The following is a 24,134-nucleotide window of genomic DNA, read 5'->3' as shown; positions in this document are numbered from 1 at the left end:
GAGCGTCAGCCGGGGAGTCAGGAGCCCGTGACGTCTCTCGACGAGCGGACTCACCGAAAGCCGCCAATGATGTGGGGACGCGCCCGACCCAGGGCGCTGCCTTTTGTTCCTCACACCACAGGAGCTCACACATGCGTCATCCCAGCCTGACCAGACGCGGCATCGTTGCCGTCGCGTCGCTCGCCCTCGCCTCCACCGCCGCGATCGGTGGCGTCGCCGTCGCCTCGACCGACGCGACCACCGCCGAGCCGGTCTCGACGCCGGTCACCATCAACACCCCCGACGGCCAGCTCATGAGCTACGTCGTCAACGCGCGCATCGCCAACCCCGGCCAGACGCGTCTCGTCGAGACCGCGGTCAGGGCCGCGGGCGGCGTCGTCGTCCAGTCGTGGCCGCAGATCGGCGTCGTCATCGCGCACTCCAAGGTCTCGACCTTCCGCGCCGACGTCGTCGCGCAGGGTGGCAACGCCGTCGACTCCGTCGGCGCGACCCGCACCGTCGCCGTCTCCGAGGGCACGCCCGAGGTCGCGGGGGCGTCCTGGGGCCGCGGCGCGTCCGGCTACAAGCAGGGCGCGACGAAGGCCGACAACGGCGACCTCGAGTCCGACGCGTCGCCGGCAGCCGCCGGCGACCCGCGCGAGGCCGACCAGTGGGACCTGCGGATGATCAAGGCCGACCAGGCCCACGCCATCACCGACGGCTCCCGCAACGTGCTCGTCGGCGTCCTCGACAGCGGCATCGACCCCGACCACCCCGACCTCGCCGCCAACATCGACGTCGCCGACTCGGTCAGCTGCACCGACGCCGGTCGGCCCGACCTCTCGGCCACCGGCTGGTACCCGACGACGAGCGACCACGGCACCCACGTGGCCGGCACGATCGCCGCGGCCCGCAACGGCGTCGGCATCGTCGGCGTCGCCCCGAACGTGCGGATGGCCGCGGTCAAGGTCGTCAACGACGCAGGCTTCATCTACCCGGAGTACGCCGTGTGCGGCTTCATCTGGGCCGGACTCAAGCACATGGACGTGACGAACAACAGCTACTACGTCGACCCGTTCGAGTTCTACTGCGAGGACCAGCCCGACCAGTTCGCCGCCAAGGAGGCCGTCCGTCGCGCGGTGACGTGGTCGACGAAGCAGGGTGTCGTGCACGCGGCCGCGGCCGGCAACTCGGCACACGACTTGTCGGACAAGTCCTCGTTCCGCGACACGACGAGCCCCGACGACCAGCCGAAGGCAGGTCAGGTCGACCGCACGCTCAACAGCGGCTGTGAGGACATCCCGACCGAGCTCGACGGCGTCGTGACCGTGTCGTCGATGCAGAGCGTGCCCACGGGCAGCCAGACGAGCCGCCTGTCGAGCTTCAGCAACCGCGGCCTCGGCAAGATCGACGTCGCGGCACCCGGCTCGACGATCCTCTCGACGATCGTCACGAACAACGGCTACGGCACGAAGAGCGGCACCTCCATGGCCTCCCCGCACGTCGCCGGTGTGCTCGCGCTCATGAAGTCGGTCCACCCGACGTGGACGCCCGCGCAGATGATCGACAAGCTGCGCGAGCAGGCCGACGACAAGGCGTGCGGCGCCGCGACCGGTGGCCCGGTCTGCGTCGGCCCGGTCGAGGACAACAGCTTCTTCGGTGAGGGCGTCGTCGACGCCCTCGACGCCGTCAGCTGACCGACCCCGCACCCGCGGATCACACTCGAGTGGCCCCGTCGTCCCGTGACGACGGGGCCACTCGAGTGTGAGGGTGGGCGTCTGGGTGGGACGACGGGGCCACTCGAGTGAGCGCACAGTCCCACTCGAGTGAGCGCGCGGTCCCAGTGGCCCCGCGACGGCTGGGGCGGCGCGCTCACTCGAGTGTTACGGAGCGCTCACTCGACGGGGTGGTGGCGGAGGGAGCGGACGGTGCGGTTGAGGAGGACCAGCGCTACGAGCTGGCTCACGGCCACGACGGCGACCAGCGACGGGAGCGACCGGTCGTAGAGCCAGCCGGCCACGAGCCCGCCGACGATCGCGAACGCCCCCTGCACCCCCGCGAAGACGCCGTATGCCGTCGCGCGCCGCGGTGCCTCCACGACCTCCGCGACGAGCGCCTTCACCGTCGAGTCCTGCACGCCGTAGGCCAGGCCCCAGACGGCGACCCCGACGAGGGAGAGCACGACCGAGCCCGACAGCGCGAGCGGGGGGACGAGCGCGACGAGCACCGGCACGGCATACAGCACGGCGCCGCCGCGGCGGTCGTAGACGAGGCCCACCCCGAGGGCTGCGAGCGCCTCGACTCCCATCGCGCCGGCATAGACGACCGGGACCGTGGCGACGGGGACGAGCCCCTCCACGGTGAGGTGGTAGCCGATGATCCCGAAGGTGACGAGGCCACCGGTCATGAGACCGGCGGCGAGCGCATAGCCGAAGAACTCGCGCGGCAGACCCGACCCGACGGCATCGGCGACCCACCCCCGCAGCCCACCACGAACCGCGCCACCACCCGGGACCGACTGCGTTGCAAGGCTGTTCGGCGCGGTCGTGGTCTCGACGTCGTAGACCGACGGATCGGGCACGCGGGAGCGGATGACGGCGAGGAGCAGCATCGCCGCCGTGCCGGGGATCGCGAGGACGGCCATGCTCGGCCAGATCGAGCCGGTGGCCGCGATGACGCCGGCGACGACGAGCGGTCCGGCGAAGGCCCCCACCTGGTCGAGCGCCTTGTGGACGCCGAAGCCGCGGCCACGTCCCACCGCCGACGCGACGTGCGCGAGCAGCGCCGACTTCGACGGGCTGCGCACGGCCTTGCCGGAGCGCTCGAGGAGGATGAGGACGGCCGCGAGCGCGAGGCCCGCCCCGCCGACGAAGGGCGTCACGGCGAGCAACGGCACGCAGACGGCGGTGAGGCCGTAGCCGAGGATCGTCAGCCCCCAGTAGCGCCCGGTCCGGTCGGCGAGCGGCCCGAAGACGAGACGCAGCACGAGCGCCATCGCCTCCCCCGCACCGGTGACGAGCCCGACGACGAGGGCCGTCGCGCCGAGCGAGGCGAGGAGCGGGCCGTACATCGAGCGCGCGCCCTCGTAGACCATGTCCGCGGCCAGGCTGACGAAGCCGAACCACCACACGACCCGCCACGCCGACCACCGGCCCCGGCCGGGTCCGAGATCGGCCGCGGTGGCGGGAACGCCGCCGGGAGTGGTGGCAGCCGGGTCGGTCATGCGGGGCAACCTAGCAACCGGACCTGCAACCAGAGCGCCCTCCGGGCCTAGCCTGAACGGGTGAGCAACCCGGACCGCCACCCCGCCGAGGTCGTCTGCGGCGACGACCCGACCCCCTCGACCGCCATCGTCCTGCCCTACCGCGAGGTGCCGCTCGGCGGCCCGCGAGCGATGCCAGTCCGTCGCAGCCTCCCGCAGCGCGAGCGATCGCTCATCGGGGCGTGGTGCTTCGTCGACCACTACGGCCCCGACGACGTCTCGCAGACCGGCGGCATGGTCGTGCCCGGCCACCCGCACACCGGCCTGCAGACGGTGTCGTGGCTCTTCACCGGCGAGGTCGAGCACCGCGACACCACCGGCGCGCACGCCTTCGTCCGACCCGGCGAGCTCAACATCATGACCGCAGGCTCGGGCATCGCGCACTCGGAGTACTCCACCCCCGAGACGACGGTGCTCCACGGCGCACAGCTGTGGGTCGCGCTCCCGGAGTCCGACCGCAGCACGCAGCCGGGCTTCGAGCACTACGCGCCGCCGGTCACGGAGGTCGACGGCGCGCGGGTCCTCGTCTTCCTCGGCACCCTCCTCGGCCAGACCTCACCGGTCACGATGTTCTCCGACCTCGTCGGCGCCGAGGTGACGCTCGCCGCTGGCACCTCTCTCGACATCGACGTCGACCCCGAGCACGAACACGGACTGCTCTGCGACACAGGCATGCTCACGGTCGGCGACGTCACCGCCAAGCCCGGCGAGATCGCCTTCATGGGCACCGGCACCAGCCGCATCACCGTCGAGGCCGGCCCCGACGGGCCCGCGCGCCTCCTCGTCCTCGGCGGCGCACCCTTCGGCGAGCAGATCGTCATGTGGTGGAACTTCATCGGCCGCAGCCACGACGACGTCGTCGGCTTCCGCGAGGACTGGCAGCGCGAGCGGTCGCCGCGCGAGGAGGGGTCGTATGCCGCCGCGGCACCCGGCGCGCGCTACGGCACCTTCCCCGACGCCTGGGACCACACCCTCCCCGCCCCCGGCCTGCCCAACCTGCGCCTGCGCTCCCGCGGCTGAGCGCGAGTGAACGTCAGCTTTGACGTCAAGGCATTGACGTCCAGCCTTTGACGTCCAGGCTTCGACGTCCAGGGTTTGGGGTCGGGCCACCGGCAGGACAAGGATGGGCCCATGCGCGCGACGACGATCCATGCCCCCGGTGACATCCGCCTGACCGACGTCCCCGACCCGACGATCGAGGCGCCGACCGACGCCATCGTCCGGGTCGTGGCCGGGTGCATCTGCGGCTCGGACCTCTGGCCCTACCGCGGCGCCAACCCGATCACGGCCGGCTCCACGATCGGCCACGAGGCCGTCGGCATCGTCGAGGAGATCGGCGCCGACGTCCGGCAGATCAGGAAGGGCGACTTCGTCGTCATCCCCTTCGTCCACTGCGACAACACGTGCCCGCACTGCCTCGCCGGCATGACGTCGGTGTGCGACCACCAGGGCTGGACCGAGAGCGGCCAGGCAGAGCTCGTCCGCGTCAACCAGGCGGACGGCAGCCTCGTCGCCACCGATGGGATGCCCGACGACGCGATGCTCCCCTCGCTGCTCACGCTCTCCGACGTCATGGCCACCGGCTGGCACGCCGCCGTGTCCTCGCGCGTGCAGCCCGGCGGCACCGCCGTCGTCATCGGTGACGGGGCCGTCGGCCTCTGCGGCGTCATCGCCGCCAAGGAGCTCGGCGCCGAGCGCATCGTCGCGATGTCGCGCCACGAGCCGCGCCAGGCGCTGGCCCGCGAGTTCGGCGCCACCCACGTCATCGCCGAGCGCGACGACGCCGGTGTCGAGGCCGTCATGGAGCTGACCGGCGGCATCGGCGCAGACTCGGTGCTCGAGTGCGTCGGCACCGACCAGTCGATGAAGACGGCCTTCCGCATCGGCCGCCCCGGCTCGACCGTCGGCTTCGTCGGCGCCCCGCACGGCGTCGAGCTGCCCGTCCGGCAGATGTTCGTCCGCAACGTCGGTCTCGCCGGTGGCATGGCTCCCGTGCGCACCTACCTGCCCGACCTGCTGGGGCGCATCCTCGACGGCCGCATCGACCCGGGCCGGGTCTTCGACCTGACGCTCCCCCTCGACGAGGTCGCCGAGGGCTACCGCGCCATGGACGAGCGGCGTGCGATCAAGGTCCTGCTGCGCCCCTGAACCAGCCTCACCAGCCCTGGACGGTGGCCGACCGGCGACACCGAACGGGTATGCCGTGAGGGCACCAAGCCGTTGACGCTCGCGCTCCGAAGACCGCACGTGACCCGCGAACCCGAGCACACGGCATACCCAGCTGCGGACCAGGAGCGAGACGTGACGCACGCCCGGCTCATCGACACCGCGGCCCCGAGCGCGCCCCGCGGCATCGTCCTCGTGCTCCACGGCGGCGCGGCGCGGCGCACACCGATGCGCGTCAGCCCGACCCAGCTGTCGGTGCTGCGGATGGTGCCGATCGCGGGCCGCATCGCGCGCGCCGCGAAGGGCGAGCTCGCCGTGCTGCGCCTGCTCAACTCGACTCGCGGCTGGGACGCCCACCACACCCCGGTCGACGACGTGCGCTGGGCCCTGGGGGAGGTCGCCGATCGCTTTGGTCCCGACCTGCCCGTCTGCCTCGTCGGTCACTCGCTCGGCGGTCGCGCCGCGCTGCTCGCGGCCGGCGAAGACCCCGTCGTCAGCGCCGTCGCACTCAACCCGTGGATCTACCCGACCGAGGGGCACCTCGACCTGACCGGGCGACGCGTCCTCGTCGTCCACGGAGACGACGACCGCATCGCCCGACCGACGAGCTCCGCGGCGGTGGCCCGCGACCTCGCCCGCACCGCCGAGGTCGGCTACGTCACCGTCGAGGGGGGCAAGCACGCGATGCTCCGGCGCCACGGCGTCTTCGACGGCCTGGCCGCCGACTTCGCGGTCGCGACCCTTCTCGGCCGCCGACCCGAGGGCGTCGTCGGCCGGGTCCTCGCCGGTGAGGCCTGGGTCGACGTCTGAGCCGAGGTCTGACCCGACGTCGGCTCGAACGCCAGGGCCTTCGAAGGTCAGGCCTTCGAACGCCAGGGCCTTCGAACGCCAGGGCCTTCGAACGTCAGGGCCCCAGACACCCTGGATTCGGCGTCAGCACGTCTTGCGGCGAGATCGTCGGTCCGATTCAGCTTTTGTAGTTTTGTGACCGTTTGGTCACTAAACATGTACTTACTTTGCAGTCGTCCGTTTCGCCCAATACAGTCGAGTCACCCCCTCCAACGACCGGTCCGGAACTGAAGTGAGGACCAGGATTGGCCCCGAGATTTGCGTCAGTCGATGACTACATCGCCTCCTACCCCGAGGAGACGCGAACTCAGCTTGCGGGGGTCCGCCGCACGATCCGCGAGGTAGCCCCTCACGCGGGCGAGAAGATCAGCTACGGCATGGCGACCTTCACCGTCGACGGCAAGCCCCTCATCTACTACGCCGGCTGGAAGAACCACGTCGGCCTCTACCCCGTCCCGACGGGTGACGCGCAGTTCGAGGAGGCGATCAGCCCCTACCGGCGCGCCAAGGACACCGTGCGTTTCCCGATCAGCCGACCGGTCCCGCTCGAGCTCGTCTCCGAGATCACCGAGCTCTGCCTCAAGCGCCGCGCGGCCGTCTCCGAGGGCCACGACGCCTGACACGCTGCCCGCCGCGGATCAGCCGGGGCCGGGTGCCTCGATGACCGCGAGGACGTTGCGGGCCGGGTCGGTGAACCACGCGATGAGCGGTCCTCCCTTGCGGAAGACCCCCTTGGCATCGGTCTCCATCGGCGTCCCCGCATACGTCTCGAAGACGACGCCCTTCGCGCTCAGCTCGTCGACCGCGGCCTCGATGTCGTCGACCGGGAAGTTGAGGATCGTGAACGACGCCGGCTCGTGGTTCGGCTTCGGGTAGACGAGCGTGGGACGCTCGCCACCCTCGCCGGCGAGGTGGAGCGTCAGCATGCCGTTCTCCTCGGTGACGCGCAGGCCGAGGGTGTCGGCGTAGAACGCCCGGGCGGCGGCGACGTCGTCGACGGAGAAGCCGCTGAAGGCGTGGGAGTCCTGGAGCACGGTGTGTCCTTCCGTGAGGGGGTTAGTGGTCGGGCGGCGCGCGCCCGGTCCCTCCAGTGAAGACCCGTGGGGCGCGCCACGGCGCGCCTCCATCGAAGAAATTTCGGTGGAACCCCAATCCAGTGGTCCTGCCTGCGGCGAACCCCCGCCCGGAGACGGTCGACGACGACCCCCCGTCTGAAGCAGAGCAGGATGGACGGTTTGTCTCCTCGTCAAGGAGGAACACAGATGCGCACCACCACCACTCGGATCGCCGGCGCCAGCCTCGCTGCTGCCGCCGCCATGGCCCTCAGCGTCGGCCCGGCCTTCGCCGCGGACGCCTGGGTCAGCGCCAACCTCAAGCCCGTCGCCGGCAACGGTGTCGACGGCAGCGGTACCGCCATGGTCGAGGTCACGGGCAACACGATCACCGTGACGATGGCCGCCAACGGCCTGCTCCCCGACAACCCGCACGCCGCGCACATCCACTTCGGCGCCGAGGCCCGCCACGAGTGCCCGGTCCTGTCCGACGACAAGAACGGCGACGGTCACCTCAACACGACCGAGGGCGGACCGGCCTACGGCGACATCGTCGTGTCGCTGACCAAGACCGGTGACACGAGCCCGAAGTCGGGCCTCGCGATCGACCGCTTCAGCACGGCGCCCGGCGGCAAGATCGCCTACCAGCGCGGCAGCATCAAGGTCTCGAGCGGCGTCGCGAAGGTGATCTCGGCCGGCCAGTCCGTCGTCGTCATCCACGGTGTCGACTACAACAAGGATGGCAAGTACTCCGGTGCCACGAAGAGCGACCTCATGCCGTCGCTCCCGACCGAGGCCACCGACCCGGCCCTGTGTGGCGCGCTGCGCGTCGCCCCGGCCGGCGGCATGCACACCGGCGGCGGCCAGGCCGCTGACGGCCTCAAGAGCGGTGGCCAGAACGAGGCCCTCATGCTCGTCGGTGCTGGCTCCCTGCTCGCCGCGGCCGGGACCGGCGCCTTCGCCGCCCGTCGCGCTCGGTCGCGCGCCTGAGCGACCGACACCGAGCGGCCGACACCGAGCGGCCGACACTGAGCGGCCGAGTTCGAGCGGCCGACACCGACACGACCGACACCGACACGACCGACCGGGAGTGACCCGACCATGAGCGCACCGACCGGCTCCACGCCCGAGCCGACGTCGCCCACCTGCGACCGCAGCACCCGCCGCATCAGCGCGGGCGTGACGGCGGCGCTGGCGGTCATGGCCGTGCTCGTCGTCATCGGGATCGTCGCGCTCGTGGTCGGCCTCAGAGGGAGCCCGGGGACCCCCGGCCCGCCGCAGCCCGCGGCGGGCGGGGTCGCCACGGCCAGCGCCCCCGCGACGCCCGGCCCGTCCTCGTCCAGCCCGTCGGCGTCCCCCGGTCAGGGTGGGACACCGGCGGCGGGCAGGACGGCCGGCGCCGCGCCGGGCACCGTCGGCATTGGTGACTTCCTCGAGGCGTCCGAGCCGACGTCGATCGAGATCCCGTCGATCGGGGTGCGCTCCTCGCACTTCGTCCGGCTCGGCATCCAGGCCGATGGCACGATCTCCGTGCCGGGCACGGCCCAAGAGGTCGGGATCTACGACGCCGGCCCCACGCCCGGCCAGCTCGGCCCGTCGGTCCTCGCCGCACACGTCGACACCCCCTCGGGCGTCCCGGGCATCTTCTACGAGCTGGGCAAGGTCAGGGCCGGGGACGTCGTCAAGGTGTCGCGCCGGGACGGGTCGCACCTGACCTTCACCGTCGACAAGGTCGCGGCCTACAAGAAGTCCCAGTTCCCGACCGAGCTCGTCTACAAGGGCGACTTCACCCAGGCCGAGATCCGCCTCGTGACGTGTGGCGGGCCGACCGACAGCCGCAACGAGTACCGCGACAACGTCGTGGTTTTCGGTCACCTCTCGCGCGCCGCCTGACGACCGCTCCGGGACCGCGCCCGGCCCGACCCGCACTCGAGCCTCGCTCGAGGCACACTCGAGTCACACCAGCCCGGCGTATGCCGCGGGGTCCCCACCGAGGGACCCCGCGGCATACCCGTGGGGGGCTTGTCGAGGACCCCCTCCGGATGTGATCCACGTCTCACCCAGCTGAAGGTAAAGCGTTGGTATAGACGGGCACTTCGGACATTCAGGGGCGATCGGCGCGCGTCGTCGTTACCGTGGCGTGACATTTGCCAGTCGCCTCGTCTAGTCTTCCGGGAGTTCGGCCACCTGGCCGGGCTCTCGTGAGGTGGACCGCCTAGTCCTGTCACCGCCTGACGAGAGAGATCGAACCTTGTGACAGGAGCGGAGGAACCACACGTTTCTCCGGACGTCCTACGCAACGACTTCGGACGTCCTTGGGGTGAAGACCCACCCGCCACGCGAGCTTCGCGGGGCGGGGGTGGCCCGGGCACCTTTCCGCCCGAACCCGACAGCTAACTTCGTAGGCGCGGAGAGGTAACACGCGTGAACACTGAGAACATCCGCGGTCGCCATCGTGCGCCAGGCCGCCACAACCCCCTCAACGAACTCAAGCTCCTCGCCCGTGAGTCGGCTCAGCCGGCCATGAAGGCGGGCGCCGTCGTCGCCGCCACCGGTGGCCTGGTCGCCACCTTCGCCAACCCGGCGAGCGCCGACACCCTGTCGCCCAACTCGGGCGACGTCGCGGCTGCTGCCGGTGTCGACGCCGCGGCTCCCGCCGCTGTCGGTCCGGCCACGGCTGCCACCCCGGCCGCGTCGACCGCGCTGTCGAAGATCGGCTTCGCCCCGGCCGCGCAGAAGGCCGTCGCCCACCGCGTCGCGCCGGCCAAGCCGCAGGTCATCGAGGACGTCCAGGTCAAGTCCGAGCGCGCTGCCGCCAAGGCCGCAGCCCAGGCCGCCGCCCAGCGCAAGACCGCCTCCCAGCGCGCCTCCCGCGACCTGACCCGCGCCACGCTGACGACGAGCACGTCGTCGGCGAAGGCGAGCGTCAACTCCACGACACCGAGCGCCTCGTCCGGCGTGCGCGCCTCCTCCAACTGGGCCACCGCGGGCCAGTGCACCTGGGGCGCCCTCAACAAGTGGTACCAGTCCGAGGGCTACTACCCCGGCGGCTGGACCGGCAACGCCATGGCGTGGGCCTCGGGCGCAGCATCCGCGGGCTACACCGTGACGGGCACGCCGCGCACGCGGTCGATCCTCGTCATGCAGCCCGGCGTCCACGGCTCCTCGAGCGTCGGCCACGTCGCCTGGGTGACCGCGGTCAACGGCAACGAGGTGACGATCATCGAGATGAACGCCCTCGCCGGTGCGTACAACTACAACACGCGCACGCTGACCGACGGTCCCGGCATGAAGTACATCTACGCGCCGTGACCCACCGGGTCGTCATCTCGACGACCTCCGCGACGACCACCGCGGAGTTCTCCACGAGCTGAGCGCGTACGAAGGGGAGGATGCCTGCGCATCCTCCCCTTCGGCATACCCACCCGAACCCTCCGGCCCGCGTGGGATCCCCCACACGCGCAACCCTGGACACACGGGAATGATCGACCGCCTGCCCTCCTTGTCGCCTAGGTAGTTGAAGGCTCCACCGATAGACGGTGGGGGCCGCCAACCACCACCGACAGTCCCCTAGACGTGAGGAGCAGGCCTGTGTCCACGGCCTTCGAGAGCATCCGCATCGGCCGCTGGGACCTTCCCCAGCGCTTCGTCATGGCCCCGCTGACCCGCAACCGCGCGGGCGAGGGCCAGGCACCGACCGAGCTCAACGCCGAGTACTACGGCCAGCGCGCGAGCGCCGGCCTCATCATCACCGAGGGCACCCAGCCGAGCGCCGTCGGGCAGGGCTACCTCGACACCCCCGGCATGCACTCCGACGAGCAGGTCGCCGGCTGGCGCCTCGTCGCCGATGCCGTGCACGAGGGCGACGGCCGCGTGGTCGTCCAGCTCATGCACGCCGGCCGCATCGCCCACCCCGACAACAAGGGCGGCCTCGAGAGCGTGGCGCCGAGCGCCATCGCCGCGCCCGGCGAGATCGTGACCCCGAAGGGCCAGCAGGCGTATGCCGTCCCGCGGGCCCTGGAGACCGACGAGATCCCCGCGCTCGTGGCGGAGTTCGTCCACGCAGCGCGTCAGGCCGTCGCGGCCGGGCTCGACGGCGTCGAGGTGCACGCCGCGAACGGCTACCTGCCGCACCAGTTCCTCGCGCCGTCGAGCAACGAGCGCACCGACTCCTACGGCGGGTCGCCCGAGAACCGCGCCCGCCTGACCGTCGAGATCACGAAGGCCGTGGCCGAGGCGATCGGCGCCGACCGCGTCGGCATCCGCATCTCGCCCGCGCACAACATCCAGGGCGTCCTCGAGGAGGACGAGGCCGAGACGGCCGCGACCTACGAGTCGCTCGTGGAGGGCATCGCCCCGCTCGGGCTCGCCTACCTCAGCATCCTCGGCGACCCGGAGTCCGACCTCGTCCGCGATCTGCGCAAGCGTTTCGACGGCCCGGTCATCCTCAACACCGGCTTCGGCAAGGTCACCGAGCTGGCCGACGTCGAGGACATCCTCGAGCGCGACCTCGGTGACCTCGTCGCCGTGGGGCGCGAGTTCCTCGCCAACCCGGACCTCGTCCGTCGCTGGCGCGAGGGCGCCCCGCTCAACGAGCCGAACTCCGCCACCTTCTACGGCGGCGGCGCCGAGGGCTACACGGACTACCCCGCCCTCCCCTGACACCCCACCGTCGAGTGAGCGCCCGGTAACAGTCGAGTGAGCGCCCCGTCACAGACCACCTGTGGCGGGGCGCTCACTCGACTGGGACGAAGCGCTCACTCGACTGGACCAGGTCGGATGGGCATCGGCGTAGGCCGGTCAGGTGGGCGCCGGCGCTGGCCCGTCAGGTGGGCTCGGGCGGGTTCTCGCCGGCACCCCCGGACGGGAGCGGGTCGCCGAGGGGTCGCTGGACCCACGCGACGTCGTGCGAGGCGCCGAACTTCCAGCCGATGTCGCGGTAGGTGCCGACCGGCTCGAAGCCCATCGCCGCGTGCAGCCGCCCGCTCGCCTCGTTGGGCTGGGTCATCCCGGCCGCCGCCATCCGGTAGCCGCGGGCCGTGAGCCGCTCGAGCAGCGCCTCGTAGAGCCGCCGCCCACCGCCACGACCCCGCCGATCGCCCGCGAGGTAGACCGACACCTCGCACGACCACCGGTACGCCGCCCGCTCCTTGAACGGTCCGGCATACGCGTAGCCGACGACCTCGCCCGCGTCCTCGAGCACGAGGAAGGCGTGCTGCGTCTGCGCCTTGGCGATCCGGCGCTCCATCTCGGCGACGTCCGGCGGCTCCGTCTCGAAGGTGACCGTCGTGCCGGTGACGTAGTGGGCGTAGATCGCAGCGCACGCGGCGGCGTCGCCGGGCGTGGCATCACGCACCGCCGGCGCATCGGTCGCATCGGTCGCATCGGTCGTACCGGTCGTACCGGTCGCCGCGATCCGGTCGAGAACGTCGGGCACGTCGGGCACGTCGGGAACGTCGGACATGCGCAGATGCTAGGCCGAGCCCTCGGCACCGGGCCTGCCCGGTGGGTCGTCCTCCGGCTCCTCCGGCTCGCCCTCGGGAGGCGGCTGCTGCGTCCTCGACGAGTCCAACGCCTCGAAGAGGGTGCGAGGGGCGCGGGCCCCGCCCGGCACCCCGCCGGCGCCGACAGCGGCCGAGGCGCGCGGCATACCCGCCGCGAAGCGAGCGACGATGAGCGCGACGAAGGTGACGAGGTAGACCTGGCCGATGACGGCCTCACTCGCCGCGGCCATCCGGCCGAGATCCGTCACTGCTGCGACGTCACCGAAGCCGACCGTCGAGATCGTCACGAGGCTGAAGTACATGTACGTCGTCGTCGGCACGTCCTCACCGAAGAAGGGGGTCGAGGTGAACGCGTCGAGGGTCTGGAAGAGGAAGGCATAGGTCACGGCGATCTGGAGGTAGGCAGCGACCGAGCCCATGATGGTCTGGACGGTGACCACGGTGTGCTGCAGCACCCGTCGGGCGATGAGCACCGGCGTCAGCGCGGCGGCGAGCAGCCACACCGTCTCGGGGGGCACCGTCTGCGTGCCGTCGGCGCGACGGTAGGTCAACGTCGCGACGCTGAGGATGAGGACCGCGGCGACGAGGACGTTGACGGCGCGACGCCAGCGACGTCGCAAACCTGACGCACGGGCGGCCGCGACGAGCGCCAGGCCACTGATCGCGTGCGCGAAGAGCTGGGCGACGACCGAGCCACGGGTGTCGACGAGTCCTTGGACGGCGATCGTGGCCAGCACGAGCACGAGGACGAGTCCGTACCGATCGAGGAGGGGGCGGCGGACGAGGACTTTTCGGCGCTCCGCGCGGCTCGTCGGGCCGGAAAGGTTGGGCCGGTCTGGCCGGTCTGGACGGTCGGGACGGTCGGGCGCACTCGTCGGGGCGGTCCTCGGCGCCTTCGCGTCGTCGTCCGCCCCGCGTTCGGGCCCGCGCTTCTGCCCACGCTCCTGCCCGTGATCGGGCCCGCTGCTGGACTCGGCCATGCCGCCCTCCTCGAGGGTCGCGGGGGGATGGGCTCCCGAGTCCGAGGATAGGGCGGTGGGGCCACCCGCGCCCGTAGGTCGTCAGAGACCGCGCCGACCGAGGGCGTACGCCATGGTCGAGCACCTGCTCGGCGGTCTCCTCCGGCGTCAGCGCGGACGTGTCGAACCCACCAGCCGATCTCACCGACATCCCGCCGCATCAGGGCCACGAGCGCCTCCCGCCCGTCGGAGTCGAACTGGTCCTCGGGGTCGCGCAGCCCGTTGCGCCGGCACGGGTCGTATGCCGCCGCGAGCGTGGTCGGGCAGACACGGTGACGTACGCTCGAGGTGGGTCGACGAACCCGGGCTGCCGAGCAGCCAGGCCACGAGAGGAGACGGACATGAGCGTCCTGCGCCATCGAGCGTCCGCCGACGTGGCCGCGCTCCCCGCCCTCGCCGCGCATCTCGCCGCGGCGGTCGTCGTCCTCCTCGGCACCGTTCTCGGCACCGTCTCGGGTGCGGGAGCCGGTCAGGTGCTCCTCACCGCGGCGACTGTCGGCGTCCTGACGGTCGTGCTAGCCACGACCGCGGTGCGCACGGTGCGTCCTCTGCCGGTGCGCGTCCACGCGTCGGGGGTCCCCGGCGCCGTGCCCGCGTCGACGGCGTACTGGTGCGCCCTCGACGCGCCGCGCTGCCCCCAGCGTCCTCGGGCCCCGGGTCGGCACTGACCCCGTTCGTCGCACCTACGACGTCCGGGCCGATGCCCACCCATCCCGGCCCCGCGCGGGCCCGAGCCGAGGAGCTCACCCATGCCTGACCTGCTGTCCCCCTTCACCCATGCCGTCGCCGCGGTGCTCGCGGCCACCCACGACGTCGCCGGCGCGCTCGGCCTGAGCCCCGGCTCCGCGGGCGCCTGGCTGCTCGCCGTCGCGCTGCTCGTCGTCGCCGTCCGCACGGTGCTGCTGCCCGTGACCATCCACGGGGTGCGCAGCTCGCACGCCCGCGCCCACGCCGCGCCCCAGCTGCGTGAGCTCCGCCAGAGGTATGCCGGCAGCCGCGACCTCGAGCAGCTGACCGCGATGCGCGCCGAGCAGAAGGCGATCCACGCCGAGCACGGCGTCTCGGGGTGGAGCCTGGCGCCGGCGCTGCTCCAGCTGCCGCTCTTCTACGCGCTCTACCGCGTCGTCTCCGACCTCACGGCCGGCCACTCGGTCGGTGCGCTCGACGCCGGGCTCGTCGCCTCGGCGTCGGCCGCTTCCCTCGCCGGGCTGCACCTGACGAGCCACCTCGGCACGACGTTGGGGTCGAACCCCGTGGCCGGGCTCGTCCTCGTCGCGGTCGCGCTCGGGGCAGCCGCGCTCAGCCTGCTCGCGCAGCGCTGGTTCGTGCTGCCGATGACCGACGTCACCGACCTGCCCGAGGGGATGGCGACGGTCCAGCGGCTCATGCCGTGGCTCGGCGCGGTCGGCGTCCTCGCAGCGGCGCTCGTCGTGCCGGCGGGCCTCATCGCCTACTGGTTCGTCAACAACGCCTGGACCTTCGCGCAGCAGGGCATCATCTGGCGCTTCGCCCCGACGCCGGGCTCACCGGCCGCGAGGCGACGTGACGCCAGGGTGCTGGAAGGCGCCGCCACCTGACGACCCGGTGACGGCGTACCCCGTCTGCGGTGAGGGCGCGATCCCTCGCCGTGGTCGGGGGTGGCGTCTAGCGTGGTCGGCGTGAGCGCGACGCCGAGCGGGACCAGCCACGCGAGTGGGACGAGCGAGTCGACCCGGGTGGGCGGGCCCCACCTCGTCGACGACCTCCTGCGCTACCTGCAGGAGGGGCGTGACGGGCTGCTCAAGGCGCTCGACGGGCTGGGCGACTACGACGTGCGGCGCCCGATCACGCCGAGCGGCACCAACCTGCTCGGGCTCGTCAAGCACGTCGCCGGCGTCCAGCTCGCCTACCTCGGCGACTCGGTCGGGCGGCCGTCGGGCGAGCGGCTGCCGTGGGTCGAGGACGGCTCGATCTGGGACTCGGCCGACATGTGGGCGACGGCCGAGGAGTCGCGTGCCGACCTCGTCAGGCTCTACGGGCGGGCCGCGGTGCACTGCGACGCCACCGTGCGCGAGCTCGGGCTCGACGCCCCGGCGAGCGTCGCGTGGTGGCCGGAGGAGGGCCGGTCGACGACGCTCGGGTCGCTGCTCGTGCGCTGCGTCGCCGAGGTGTCGCAGCACGCCGGGCACGCCGACATCCTCCGGGAGACGATCGACGGGCGGGGCGGACGCGACCACGACGACCTGGGCGGCGAGGCGTGGTGGACCGACCACCTGGCGCGCATCCAGGCCGCCGCCGACGCGCACCGCACACCCTCGTCCCGTGACGGGGCAGGTGTCGGGGCCGGTGACGCAGCCACTGACGCAGCCGCTGACGCAGCCGACGGCGGGGCCGGCTCATGAGCGACCGCCGGCCCAACATCGTCTTCATGCTGAGCGACGACCACGCCGCGCACGCCATCGGCACCTACGGCTCGGTCGTCAACCGCACGCCGCACATCGATGCGGTCGCGGCGGCCGGCGTGCGTCTCGACAACCTCTTCGCGACGAACTCGCTGTGCGCGCCGAGCCGGGCCTCGATCCTCACCGGCACCTACAGCCACGTCAACGGCGTGACGACCCTCGACACGTTCATCGACGCGTCGCAGCCGACCTTCGTCACGGCGCTGCGCGAGGCCGGCTACCGCACGGCGTTCGTCGGCAAGTGGCACATGGGGCAGGGCTCGAGCGGTGGCGTCGACCACGACCCGCAGGGCTTCGACCGGTGGGACGCCCTCATCGACCAGGGCGAGTACCACGACCCGCGCTTCCTCTCCGCCGACGGGCTGCGCGTCGAGCCGGGCTACGCGACCGACCTCATCACCGACCTCGCCATCGACTGGGTCGAGTCCCTGGACGAGGGCGACCACGACGGGGACGGGGACGGCGACGGGGAGAGGCCGCCGTGGTGCGTGCTCGTGTGGCACAAGGCGCCGCACCGACCGTGGGAGCCCGACGCCGCACACGCGGGGATGTATGCCGAGGGCGGGCCCGCCGGGGGCACACCCATCCCGGTGCCGGCGACGTTCACCGACGACCTGGCGGGACGGTCCGACACGGCCCGTCGGGCGGCCATGCGGATCGCCGACCACCTCACGGAGGAGGACCTCAAGCAGCCGGTGCCGCCCGGGCTGTCGGCGGACGAGGAGGCGCTGTGGAAGTACCAGCGCTACATGGAGGACTACCTCGCGTGCGTCGCGTCCGTCGACGACAACGTCGGTCGTCTGACCGCGTGGCTCACCGACCGGGGCGAGCTCGACGACACGATCGTCGTCTACTCCTCCGACCAGGGCTTCTTCCTCGGCGACCACGGGTGGTTCGACAAGCGCTTCATGTACGAGGAGTCGATCCGGATGCCGTTCGTCCTGTCCTACCCGCGCGCCGTCGCGGCCGGGCAGGCGCTCGACCGGATCGTCACGAACGTCGACATCGCGGCGACCCTGCTCGACGCGGCCGGCGTCGACGTGCCTGAGCGGATGCAGGGGCGCTCGTTCTGGGGCGACCTGACGGATCCGGCTGGGGCGCAGCGCGATCGGGAGAGGGAGCCCGAGGGCTTCTACTACCGCTACTGGATGCACGACGACCGGAGCCACCAGGTCGGGGCGCACTACGGCTACCGCACGCACCGCTACACCCTGATCTTCTTCTACAACGACGGGCTCGGGCTGCCGGGCTGCTCGGACCGGCGCTTCGCCCAGGAGTGGGAGCTCTACGACCTCCAGGCAGACCCCGAGGAGCTCGTCAACGTCGCAGACGACCCCTCCTATGCCGAGGTGCGCGACGAGCTCGAGGCGCGGATGTGGCTCGCGCAGCAGGAGGTCGGCGACGATCCCCACCCGGACCAGACCGTCCCCCGCCTGATCACCGAGGGAGGCTCGGTCTCCTAGGCGATGTCCTGGCCGATGTCCTAGGCGATGGCCTGCTCGATGGCGCGGTCGAGGCGACGCAGGGCCTTGCCGCCGCGGCGCTCGATATGGTCCGCGGCGCGCTGCTCGTCGGCGTCGAGGTGGCCGAGGAGGAAGGCCGCCGCGACGCCCGCGTCCTCGTCGATGGCCAGGTGCCGCAGCGTCGCCCGGGTGACGACGGCGTCGTGGTGGTCGCCGAGGAGGCCCTGCACGTCGGCGGCGCGCTCGGCCACCAGGCCGACCGTGGACCCGGTCACCGGCGCCACGGCCTCGGCGGCGTAGCGCAGCCGCTTGGCGGCCTTGCGCACGTCGTGGAGGCAGGCGGACCGCAGCTCGGGGTCACCCGTGGCGAGGGCGGCCTCGGCGAGGTCCGCCCGTTCGCGCACTCGCCTGCCCTCCTTGCGCAGCACGGTGCGCACGACCTTCTTCGCGCCGCGCTCGCCGTCGTCCGTGAAGGGCGGGTGCCTGACGACGCTGTCGAGCAGGGCGATCGCGGCGGCATACCGACGCGACCCGAGGGTCTCGTCGATGACCTCGGTGGCGGCGGTGGCGTCGAGGTGCAGCCGGGCCCGGAGACCGGTCACGGCCTCATCGAGGCCGGTGAGGCCGGCGGGGCCGATGTCGTCGAGGAGCGTGTCGACGAGGTCCTGGACGACCTCGGCGTCGCGCGCCTCACCGAGGCGACCGGCCGCCCAGCGCAGCTCGTCGCGGAGCGGCTCGGTGACGGCCGGGTCGACGAGCGCGTGGAAGCTGGCGAGGGCGCTGCGGATCCGACGCATCGCGACCCGGAGGTCGTGGACCCCCTCGGGCTCCCCTGCGCGCACGGCGGCCTCGGCGGTCGCGAGGGCCTCCCGCTGCTCGCGGAGGTGCTCGCTCAGCAGGGACGCGGCGGACGGCATACGCATTGTCTACCCCTCAGCACCGTGGACGTCCCCGCTTCGCCGGATCCTGTGAAGACTCGACAGCCCCTGCCGCTCGGGTCCCAGGAAACGTACAGTCGAAAAGGTGGCACGGGTCACCGCTCCTCCCGCGATCGACACCGCCGTCGCCCCAGGCGTCAGGCTCCTCCTCGGTGTGCCCGGTCGTGCGCCCGACCCGGAGCCCGAGCCTCCCCCGCCGAGCCGGTGGACGCGCCTTCGCACCCGGCTGGCCCGGGTGCCGCGCCGCGTGTGGTGGGGCCTCGTCGCGCTCGTCGTCATCGTCGCGCTCGTCAGCACGTATGCCGTGACGCGACCTCCGGGACCGCCCGTCCTCACGCAGCGCGACGTCGACACGAGCGTCCAGCGCGGCATCGAGAAGCAGGCCGAGGCAGACGCTGCCGCGCCCGCCGACGGGTCGGTCGCGCACGCGGCGATCGCACCGTCGCTCGTGCTCATCCAGACCCGCGACACCGTGGCCGGCGAGCAGCAGGAGGGCAGTGGCGCGGGGGTCGTCGTCAACGAGGACGGCACGGTGCTCACCGCGCTGCACGTCGTCGACGGGTCGACGAACATCACCGTCACCTTCGCCGACGGCACGACCTCGCCGGCGAAGGTCGCGACCGAGAAGCCGGAGAGCGACATCGCGACGCTCACGCCCTCGAAGCTCCCCGAGACCGTCGTGCCCGCCGTGCTCGGCGGCGGGGTGGCGGTCGGGGCGCCGGTCTTCGCCGTCGGCCACCCGCTCGGCCTCACCGACTCGCTGTCGGCGGGCGTCGTGTCGGCACTCGACCGGACGGTGCGCGTCGAGGGCGACCGCAAGCTCGAGCACCTCATCCAGATCGACGCGGCGGTCAACCCGGGCAACTCGGGCGGACCGCTGCTCAACAAGGCCGGGCAGGTCGTCGGGATCGTCACGGGGCTGGCGAACCCGACCGACCAGAGCCTCTTCGTCGGCATCGGCTTCGCGGTGCCGATCGCGACGGCTGGGGGTGCCGCGGGCAGCCCGCCCCGCTGAGACCGAGCCTCCGCGGGGAGGCGAGCACCCGGCATACGCCATCGACGAGCGTGACCCAGCAGCGTGACCCAGCAGCGTGACCCAGCAGCGTGACCCAGCAGCGTGACCCAGCAGCGTGACCCAGCAGCGTGACCCAGCAGCGTGACCCAGCAGCGTGACCCAGCAGCGTGACCCAGCAGCGTGAACGAGCAGGAGGACGGCATGGACGGACAGGCACCCACTGGTCAACACGCTCGACACGCGCTCGAGCAGGCGCTCTACGAGGTGAAACGGACGATCGTCGGGCAGGACGTGCTCGTCGAGCGGATGCTCGTCGCCCTGCTCGCGCGGGGGCACCTGCTCGTCGAGGGCGTGCCGGGGCTGGCCAAGACGATGGCGATCAAGACGCTCGCGCAGGCCATCGGCGGGGAGTTCCAGCGCATCCAGTTCACTCCCGACCTCGTGCCGGCCGACCTCGTCGGGACGCGGATCTACAACCAGAAGGACGGCGAGTTCCAGGTCTCGCTCGGGCCCGTCTTCGCCAACCTCGTGCTGGCCGACGAGATCAACCGCGCGCCGGCGAAGGTGCAGAGCGCGCTGCTCGAGGTCATGCAGGAGCGGCAGGTGACGATCGGGCGCGAGACCTTCCCGGCGCCGGACCCGTTCCTCGTGATGGCGACGCAGAACCCCATCGAGTCCGAGGGGACGTATGCGCTGCCTGAGGCTCAGGTCGACCGCTTCATGCTCAAGGTGCTCATCGGATATCCCTCTGCCGCCGAGGAGTTCGTCGTCGTCGAGCGGCAGATCTCGGCGGCGGTCGCGACCGTCACGGTGCTCGACCCGGAGATGCTGCGCGGCTTCCAGCGCGAGGCGGACGCGGTCTACGTCGACCCCGCGGTCATCGAGTACGCCGTCCGGCTGGCCACCGCGACCCGTGAGCCGGCGAGCGTGGGCCGGGACGACCTGGCCCGGCTGCTGACGTACGGCGCGAGCCCGCGCGCGTCGATCAACCTCGTGCTGGCGGCGCGGGCGCTGGCCTTCCTCCGGGGACGCGACTACGCGCTGCCCGACGACGTGCGCGACCTCGCGCGGGACGTGCTGCGGCACCGGATCGTGCTGTCCTACGAGGCGCTGGCCGAGGACCTCTCACCCGACGACCTGCTGACGCCGCTCCTCGCGGCCGTCCCGGTGCCGACGGCTCCGTTGCGCGAGCGGGCGGCCGGATCGGCTTCTGTGGCAGGCGCTTTCGGGGCTCGGCCTGATGGGGGTGCCGGCGGCTCCGGTGGGGACGCGACATGGGCGCGACCACCACGCTGAGCGCCGAGAGCCTGCTGCGGCGCCTCGAGTGGAGGGTGGTGCGGCGGCTCGACGGGCGACTCCAGGGCGACTACCGGACGCTCTTCCGCGGTGCCGGTCTCGACTTCACCGACCTGCGGGAGTACGTGCCGGGCGACGACCTGCGGCACATCGAGTGGAACGTCACGGCGCGGCTCGACGAGCCCTACGTGCGCGAGTTCGTCGAGGACCGCGAGCTGACGGCGTGGCTGCTGCTCGACCACTCGGCGTCGATGGGCTTCGGGCCGGTCGACCGGCAGAAGGACCTCGTGCTCGCCGAGGTGGCGACGACCCTCGCCCACGTGCTGACCCGCGGCGGGAGCCGGGTCGGCGCCATCGTCATGGACACCGGGGTCGACCTCGTCATCCCGCCGGCGTCGGGCCGCAACCAGGTGCTGCGGATCGCGAAGACGCTGCTCGACCGCCGCGAGGCCCGCACCCCCCTCCTCAACCGTCGAGAGGCCATGAACCAGGAGGGCGGAGCGTCGAGCCTCCGTCGTGGCGTACGCCGGGTGCTGGGTCGCTCGGAGCAGGCTGGAGTCCCAGCCCCCTCGGGGACGGTCACGGACCTCGGGGTGCTGCTCGCGGCGGCATACGGCATCGCGCGGCGGCGGTCGCTCGTACTCGTCGTGTCGGACTTCATCTCGGCGGACGGGTGGGAGGGGCCGCTGTCGCGGCTGGCGCGACGGCACGAGGTGGTCGCGATCCAGGTCGTCGACCCGCGCGAGAGCGAGCTGCCCGACGCGGGCGGGGTCTACGTCGAGGACGCGGAGACGGGCGAGCAGATCTTCGTCGACACGAGCGACGTCGCTTTCCGGGCCCGGCTCGCGGCGGCCGCGGAGTCGCGGCAGGCCGACCTCGAGGCGCGGGCGCGCACGGCCGGCGTCGACCTCTACCCGGTGCGGACCGACGACGACCTCGTGCGGTCGCTGCTGCGGATCTCCGAGCTGCGGCGGAGGCGACGGCGATGAGGTGGCTGCGATGAGCGAGCTGTCGCTGACGTGGCCGTGGGCGCTGACGGGGCTGCTCGTCGTACCGGTGCTCGTCGCCGGCTACCGGCGGGTGCTGCGCGCGCAGGAGACACGGCGGGCGGCGCTGGCAGCGGACGGGCTCGTCATGCCGGCTCCGGGCCGGTCCCGGTGGCGGCACCTGGGTCCGGCGCTGCTCATCGCGGCCCTGGCCGTCATGGTGCTGTCTCTGACCCGGCCGGTGGCGTCGGTCGCGGAGCCGCACCGCGAGGGCACGGTCGTGCTCGCGTTCGACGTGTCGAACAGCATGGCGGCGACCGACGTGAAGCCGTCGCGGCTCGAGGCGGCGAAGGCGGCGGCGCGGGCGTTCGTGGAGAAGCAGCCGGCGTCCGTGCGGATCGCCGTGGTGGCGTTCGGCGGGACGGGGCTCGTGACGCAGCGACCGACGCTGGACCGGGCGGCCGTGCTGGCGGCGGTGGCGCGGCTCAAGCCGGCCGGCGACACGTCGCTGAGCGACGGGATCCTCGGCGGGCTGAGCGCGATCGTCGGCAAGCCGGTCAAGGCGCCCGGCGATGCGGAGAAGGGCACGGACGAGGAGACGCCGATCGGCTACCACGGTGGGACGGCCATCGTGCTGCTCACCGACGGCGAGGACACGACAGACGACGGGCCTTCCGGCGCGGCCGAGCTCGCCTCGGCGGCGGGGGTGCGGATCGAGCCGATCGGGTTGGGGACGCCGGCGGGGACGACGATCAAGGTCGACGGCTTCAGCATCGCGACGGCGCTCGACGAGTCGTCGCTGCAGGCGGTGGCGGAGATGACCGGCGGGACGTACCGCCGGGCGTCGGATGCTGCGTCGTTGGCTTCCGTGTATGACGCGATCGAGCTGCAGTGGACGACGCGGACGGTGCCGCACGAGGTGACGTCGTGGGTGGCGGCGTTCGCTGCGCTGCTGCTGCTCGGCGGGGCGACGGTGTCGGTGCTGCGGCGGGGGCGGGTGATCTGACGTGTCGTTCGGAGTACCGCTGCTGCTCGTGACGCTGGCCTTCGTGCCGGTGCTGCTCGGGGTCTACGTGTGGCAGCTGCGGCGTCGGCGGAGGCAGGCGGTGCGCTACTCCAACGTCGCGCTGCTGCGGGCTGCGGGGGCCGGGTCGGCGTCGTGGAAGCGACACGTGCCCATCGCCCTGGTGCTCGGGGCTCTCGGGCTGCTGGGGCTGGCGAGCGCGCGGCCGACGGTGCGGGCCGAGGTGCCGACGTCGAGCGCGACGATCATCCTGGCCCTGGATGTGTCGGGGTCGATGTGCGCGACGGACGTGTCCCCGAACCGGCTGAGCGCGGCGCAGGCGGCGGTGCGGTCGTTCGTCGAGGGGCAGGACGACGAGACGAAGGTCGGGCTCGTCGTCTTCTCGGGGTTCGCGCAGCTGGCGGTGGCGCCGACCGCGGACCGGGGCGAGCTGCTGTCGGCGATCGACGCGGTGACGACGGGGCGCGGGACGACGATCGGTGCGGCGATCCTGCGGTCGATCGACGCGATCGCCGAGCTGGACCCGAACGTGGCGCCGGCGGATGCAGTGGACGAGCCGTCGACGGACGGGCCGGGCCTGGCTGACCCGACTCCTGCGCCCACGCCTACGGGTGGCGCAGGTGGGACCGGCGGTGGAGTGCCCGTGGACGTGGCGCCGGAGATCATCGTGCTGCTGACGGACGGAGCGAACACGCGCGGCGTGACGCCGGCGCAGGCCGCGGAGCAGGCCGCGGCGCGGGGAGTGCGGGTCTATCCGATCGGCTTCGGCACGACGAACCCGACGCAGATGGCGTGCACGCGCGACCAGTACGGCGGCTTCCAGCCTCGGGCGCGCGACTTCGGCGGTCCGGGCGGCGGGACGTTGGGTGGTCGCAACTTCCTCGTGGTCGACGAAGGTGCCCTGAAGGGAGTCGCCCAGACGACGGGTGGCGAGTACTTCGCCGCGACCGACGCCGACGGCCTGACCAAGGTCCTGGCCGACCTCCCCAAGCACGTCACGGTCAGCGAGCAGGACATCGACCTCAGCGCGGCAGCCGGTCTGCTCGCGGCAGCGCTCCTCCTCGCGGGTCTGGGCATCTCGATCCGCCGCTCAACCAGCTGAGCTGCTCAAGCCGCGAGGCGAGCTGCAGACCCACCCCA

Annotated in this window: 23 protein-coding genes and 1 riboswitch; of the genes, 18 read left to right on the top strand and 5 right to left on the bottom strand. The window is 72.4% G+C overall.

Translation table 11 applies throughout. From position 1 onward, the window contains the following. The first annotated feature begins 131 nt into the window (after window positions 1-131). On the top strand, window positions 132-1,676 hold the full coding sequence (locus AC1DW8_RS08395; protein ID WP_478093217.1) for a S8 family peptidase: 1,545 nt from the start codon (window positions 132-134) through the stop codon (window positions 1,674-1,676). Window positions 1,677-1,873: 197 nt separating this feature from the next. Here AC1DW8_RS08395 and AC1DW8_RS08390 read toward each other — a convergent pair whose 3' ends face one another. Next, complete coding sequence (locus tag AC1DW8_RS08390; RefSeq protein ID WP_478093215.1) at window positions 1,874-3,202, bottom strand: MFS transporter; 1,329 nt, start codon at window positions 3,200-3,202, stop codon at window positions 1,874-1,876. A gap of 60 nt (window positions 3,203-3,262) precedes the next feature. Between AC1DW8_RS08390 and AC1DW8_RS08385 the strand changes: the two genes are divergently transcribed. The 4 genes from AC1DW8_RS08385 (at window position 3,263) to AC1DW8_RS08370 (ending at window position 6,876) form a co-directional block, all read left to right on the top strand. Then, entirely contained in the window at window positions 3,263-4,261 is a 999-nt protein-coding gene (locus AC1DW8_RS08385; protein ID WP_056823125.1) for a pirin family protein, read from the top strand. A gap of 111 nt (window positions 4,262-4,372) precedes the next feature. Then, entirely contained in the window at window positions 4,373-5,389 is a 1,017-nt protein-coding gene (locus tag AC1DW8_RS08380; RefSeq protein ID WP_478093212.1) for a zinc-dependent alcohol dehydrogenase family protein, read from the top strand. A gap of 99 nt (window positions 5,390-5,488) precedes the next feature. Next, the gene (locus tag AC1DW8_RS08375) at window positions 5,489-6,217 is read left to right on the top strand and encodes an alpha/beta hydrolase (RefSeq protein ID WP_478093210.1); all 729 of its coding nucleotides are present in this window, start codon (window positions 5,489-5,491) and stop codon (window positions 6,215-6,217) included. 284 nt (window positions 6,218-6,501) lie between these two features. Beyond that, on the top strand, window positions 6,502-6,876 hold the full coding sequence (locus AC1DW8_RS08370) for an iron chaperone (protein ID WP_056823129.1): 375 nt from the start codon (window positions 6,502-6,504) through the stop codon (window positions 6,874-6,876). Between the two features lie 18 nt (window positions 6,877-6,894). On the opposite strand, the gene AC1DW8_RS08365 is transcribed toward AC1DW8_RS08370, so the two are convergent. Further along, window positions 6,895-7,290 (bottom strand): VOC family protein, encoded by a 396-nt coding sequence (locus tag AC1DW8_RS08365; protein WP_056823130.1) that lies wholly within the window; start codon window positions 7,288-7,290, stop codon window positions 6,895-6,897. 228 nt (window positions 7,291-7,518) lie between these two features. Here AC1DW8_RS08365 and AC1DW8_RS08360 point away from each other — a divergent pair, with 228 nt between their 5' ends. The 4 genes from AC1DW8_RS08360 (at window position 7,519) to AC1DW8_RS08345 (ending at window position 11,970) form a co-directional block, all read left to right on the top strand. Next, on the top strand, window positions 7,519-8,298 hold the full coding sequence (locus AC1DW8_RS08360) for a hypothetical protein (protein WP_478093208.1): 780 nt from the start codon (window positions 7,519-7,521) through the stop codon (window positions 8,296-8,298). Window positions 8,299-8,409: 111 nt separating this feature from the next. Continuing rightward, window positions 8,410-9,201 (top strand): sortase domain-containing protein, encoded by a 792-nt coding sequence (locus AC1DW8_RS08355; protein ID WP_478093206.1) that lies wholly within the window; start codon window positions 8,410-8,412, stop codon window positions 9,199-9,201. 339 nt (window positions 9,202-9,540) lie between these two features. Next, window positions 9,541-9,728: riboswitch (cyclic di-AMP (ydaO/yuaA leader) on the top strand. Window positions 9,729-9,732: 4 nt separating this feature from the next. Then, the gene (locus AC1DW8_RS08350; protein ID WP_056823138.1) at window positions 9,733-10,620 is read left to right on the top strand and encodes a CHAP domain-containing protein; all 888 of its coding nucleotides are present in this window, start codon (window positions 9,733-9,735) and stop codon (window positions 10,618-10,620) included. 279 nt (window positions 10,621-10,899) lie between these two features. Continuing rightward, complete coding sequence (locus AC1DW8_RS08345) at window positions 10,900-11,970, top strand: alkene reductase (RefSeq protein ID WP_442295787.1); 1,071 nt, start codon at window positions 10,900-10,902, stop codon at window positions 11,968-11,970. A gap of 163 nt (window positions 11,971-12,133) precedes the next feature. On the opposite strand, the gene AC1DW8_RS08340 is transcribed toward AC1DW8_RS08345, so the two are convergent. Together AC1DW8_RS08340 and AC1DW8_RS08335 are read right to left on the bottom strand one after the other, a co-directional pair. Continuing rightward, window positions 12,134-12,772, bottom strand: coding sequence for an N-acetyltransferase family protein (locus AC1DW8_RS08340; protein ID WP_478093203.1), 639 nt, complete (start codon window positions 12,770-12,772; stop codon window positions 12,134-12,136). Window positions 12,773-12,781: 9 nt separating this feature from the next. Next, on the bottom strand, window positions 12,782-13,792 hold the full coding sequence (locus AC1DW8_RS08335) for a potassium channel family protein (protein WP_056823141.1): 1,011 nt from the start codon (window positions 13,790-13,792) through the stop codon (window positions 12,782-12,784). Window positions 13,793-14,172: 380 nt separating this feature from the next. On the opposite strand from AC1DW8_RS08335, the gene AC1DW8_RS08330 reads away from it, so the two are divergent. From AC1DW8_RS08330 to AC1DW8_RS08315, 4 genes are all read left to right on the top strand, one after another. Beyond that, entirely contained in the window at window positions 14,173-14,499 is a 327-nt protein-coding gene (locus AC1DW8_RS08330; RefSeq protein ID WP_156415660.1) for a hypothetical protein, read from the top strand. A gap of 81 nt (window positions 14,500-14,580) precedes the next feature. Further along, window positions 14,581-15,408: a membrane protein insertase YidC gene (yidC, locus tag AC1DW8_RS08325; RefSeq protein ID WP_478093200.1), complete on the top strand. Its 828-nt coding sequence runs from the start codon at window positions 14,581-14,583 to the stop codon at window positions 15,406-15,408. 81 nt (window positions 15,409-15,489) lie between these two features. Further along, on the top strand, window positions 15,490-16,212 hold the full coding sequence (locus AC1DW8_RS08320; RefSeq protein WP_478093198.1) for a DinB family protein: 723 nt from the start codon (window positions 15,490-15,492) through the stop codon (window positions 16,210-16,212). Beyond that, a complete protein-coding gene (locus AC1DW8_RS08315) occupies window positions 16,209-17,735 on the top strand; it encodes a sulfatase family protein (protein ID WP_478093196.1) in 1,527 nt (508 codons plus the stop codon). The genes AC1DW8_RS08320 and AC1DW8_RS08315 overlap by 4 nt, the downstream gene beginning before the upstream one ends. 20 nt (window positions 17,736-17,755) lie before the next feature. Here AC1DW8_RS08315 and AC1DW8_RS08310 read toward each other — a convergent pair whose 3' ends face one another. Further along, window positions 17,756-18,652, bottom strand: a complete 897-nt coding sequence (locus tag AC1DW8_RS08310) for a CHAD domain-containing protein (RefSeq protein WP_478093194.1) — start codon at window positions 18,650-18,652, stop codon at window positions 17,756-17,758. Window positions 18,653-18,758: 106 nt separating this feature from the next. Between AC1DW8_RS08310 and AC1DW8_RS08305 the strand changes: the two genes are divergently transcribed. The 5 genes from AC1DW8_RS08305 to AC1DW8_RS08285 all read left to right on the top strand — a co-directional run bounded on the left by AC1DW8_RS08305 (window position 18,759) and on the right by AC1DW8_RS08285 (window position 24,096). Then, window positions 18,759-19,688 carry a S1C family serine protease gene (locus AC1DW8_RS08305; RefSeq protein WP_478093192.1) on the top strand — a complete coding sequence of 310 codons (930 nt, stop codon included), beginning with the start codon at window positions 18,759-18,761 and terminating at the stop codon, window positions 19,686-19,688. Between the two features lie 180 nt (window positions 19,689-19,868). Next, on the top strand, window positions 19,869-20,984 hold the full coding sequence (locus tag AC1DW8_RS08300) for an AAA family ATPase (protein ID WP_478093190.1): 1,116 nt from the start codon (window positions 19,869-19,871) through the stop codon (window positions 20,982-20,984). Beyond that, complete coding sequence (locus AC1DW8_RS08295; protein ID WP_478093188.1) at window positions 20,963-21,973, top strand: DUF58 domain-containing protein; 1,011 nt, start codon at window positions 20,963-20,965, stop codon at window positions 21,971-21,973. Before AC1DW8_RS08300 ends, AC1DW8_RS08295 begins: the two co-directional genes overlap by 22 nt. Before the next feature lie 10 nt (window positions 21,974-21,983). After that, window positions 21,984-22,976: a VWA domain-containing protein gene (locus AC1DW8_RS08290; RefSeq protein ID WP_478093187.1), complete on the top strand. Its 993-nt coding sequence runs from the start codon at window positions 21,984-21,986 to the stop codon at window positions 22,974-22,976. 1 nt (window position 22,977) lies between these two features. Beyond that, window positions 22,978-24,096: a VWA domain-containing protein gene (locus tag AC1DW8_RS08285; protein WP_478093186.1), complete on the top strand. Its 1,119-nt coding sequence runs from the start codon at window positions 22,978-22,980 to the stop codon at window positions 24,094-24,096. Window positions 24,097-24,134: the final 38 nt, after the last annotated feature.

The organism is Terrabacter sp. P2_E3 (genome assembly GCF_056403915.1).
This window is presented reverse-complemented; position numbering and strand designations above follow the sequence as displayed.

Bases quoted from the DNA above. Each gene is read 5' to 3' on its own strand.
- AC1DW8_RS08395 (WP_478093217.1), top strand. From the start codon at position 132: ATGCGTCATCCCAGCCTGACCAGACGCGGCATCGTTGCCGTCGCGTCG.
- AC1DW8_RS08390 (WP_478093215.1), bottom strand. From the start codon at position 3,202: ATGACCGACCCGGCTGCCACCACTCCCGGCGGCGTTCCCGCCACCGCG.
- AC1DW8_RS08380 (WP_478093212.1), top strand. From the start codon at position 4,373: ATGCGCGCGACGACGATCCATGCCCCCGGTGACATCCGCCTGACCGAC.
- AC1DW8_RS08360 (WP_478093208.1), top strand. From the start codon at position 7,519: ATGCGCACCACCACCACTCGGATCGCCGGCGCCAGCCTCGCTGCTGCC.
- AC1DW8_RS08355 (WP_478093206.1), top strand. From the start codon at position 8,410: ATGAGCGCACCGACCGGCTCCACGCCCGAGCCGACGTCGCCCACCTGC.
- AC1DW8_RS08340 (WP_478093203.1), bottom strand. From the start codon at position 12,772: ATGTCCGACGTTCCCGACGTGCCCGACGTGCCCGACGTTCTCGACCGG.
- AC1DW8_RS08335 (WP_056823141.1), bottom strand. From the start codon at position 13,792: ATGGCCGAGTCCAGCAGCGGGCCCGATCACGGGCAGGAGCGTGGGCAG.
- AC1DW8_RS08330 (WP_156415660.1), top strand. From the start codon at position 14,173: ATGAGCGTCCTGCGCCATCGAGCGTCCGCCGACGTGGCCGCGCTCCCC.
- yidC (WP_478093200.1), top strand. From the start codon at position 14,581: ATGCCTGACCTGCTGTCCCCCTTCACCCATGCCGTCGCCGCGGTGCTC.
- AC1DW8_RS08315 (WP_478093196.1), top strand. From the start codon at position 16,209: ATGAGCGACCGCCGGCCCAACATCGTCTTCATGCTGAGCGACGACCAC.
- AC1DW8_RS08310 (WP_478093194.1), bottom strand. From the start codon at position 18,652: ATGCCGTCCGCCGCGTCCCTGCTGAGCGAGCACCTCCGCGAGCAGCGG.
- AC1DW8_RS08295 (WP_478093188.1), top strand. From the start codon at position 20,963: ATGGGCGCGACCACCACGCTGAGCGCCGAGAGCCTGCTGCGGCGCCTC.
- AC1DW8_RS08290 (WP_478093187.1), top strand. From the start codon at position 21,984: ATGAGCGAGCTGTCGCTGACGTGGCCGTGGGCGCTGACGGGGCTGCTC.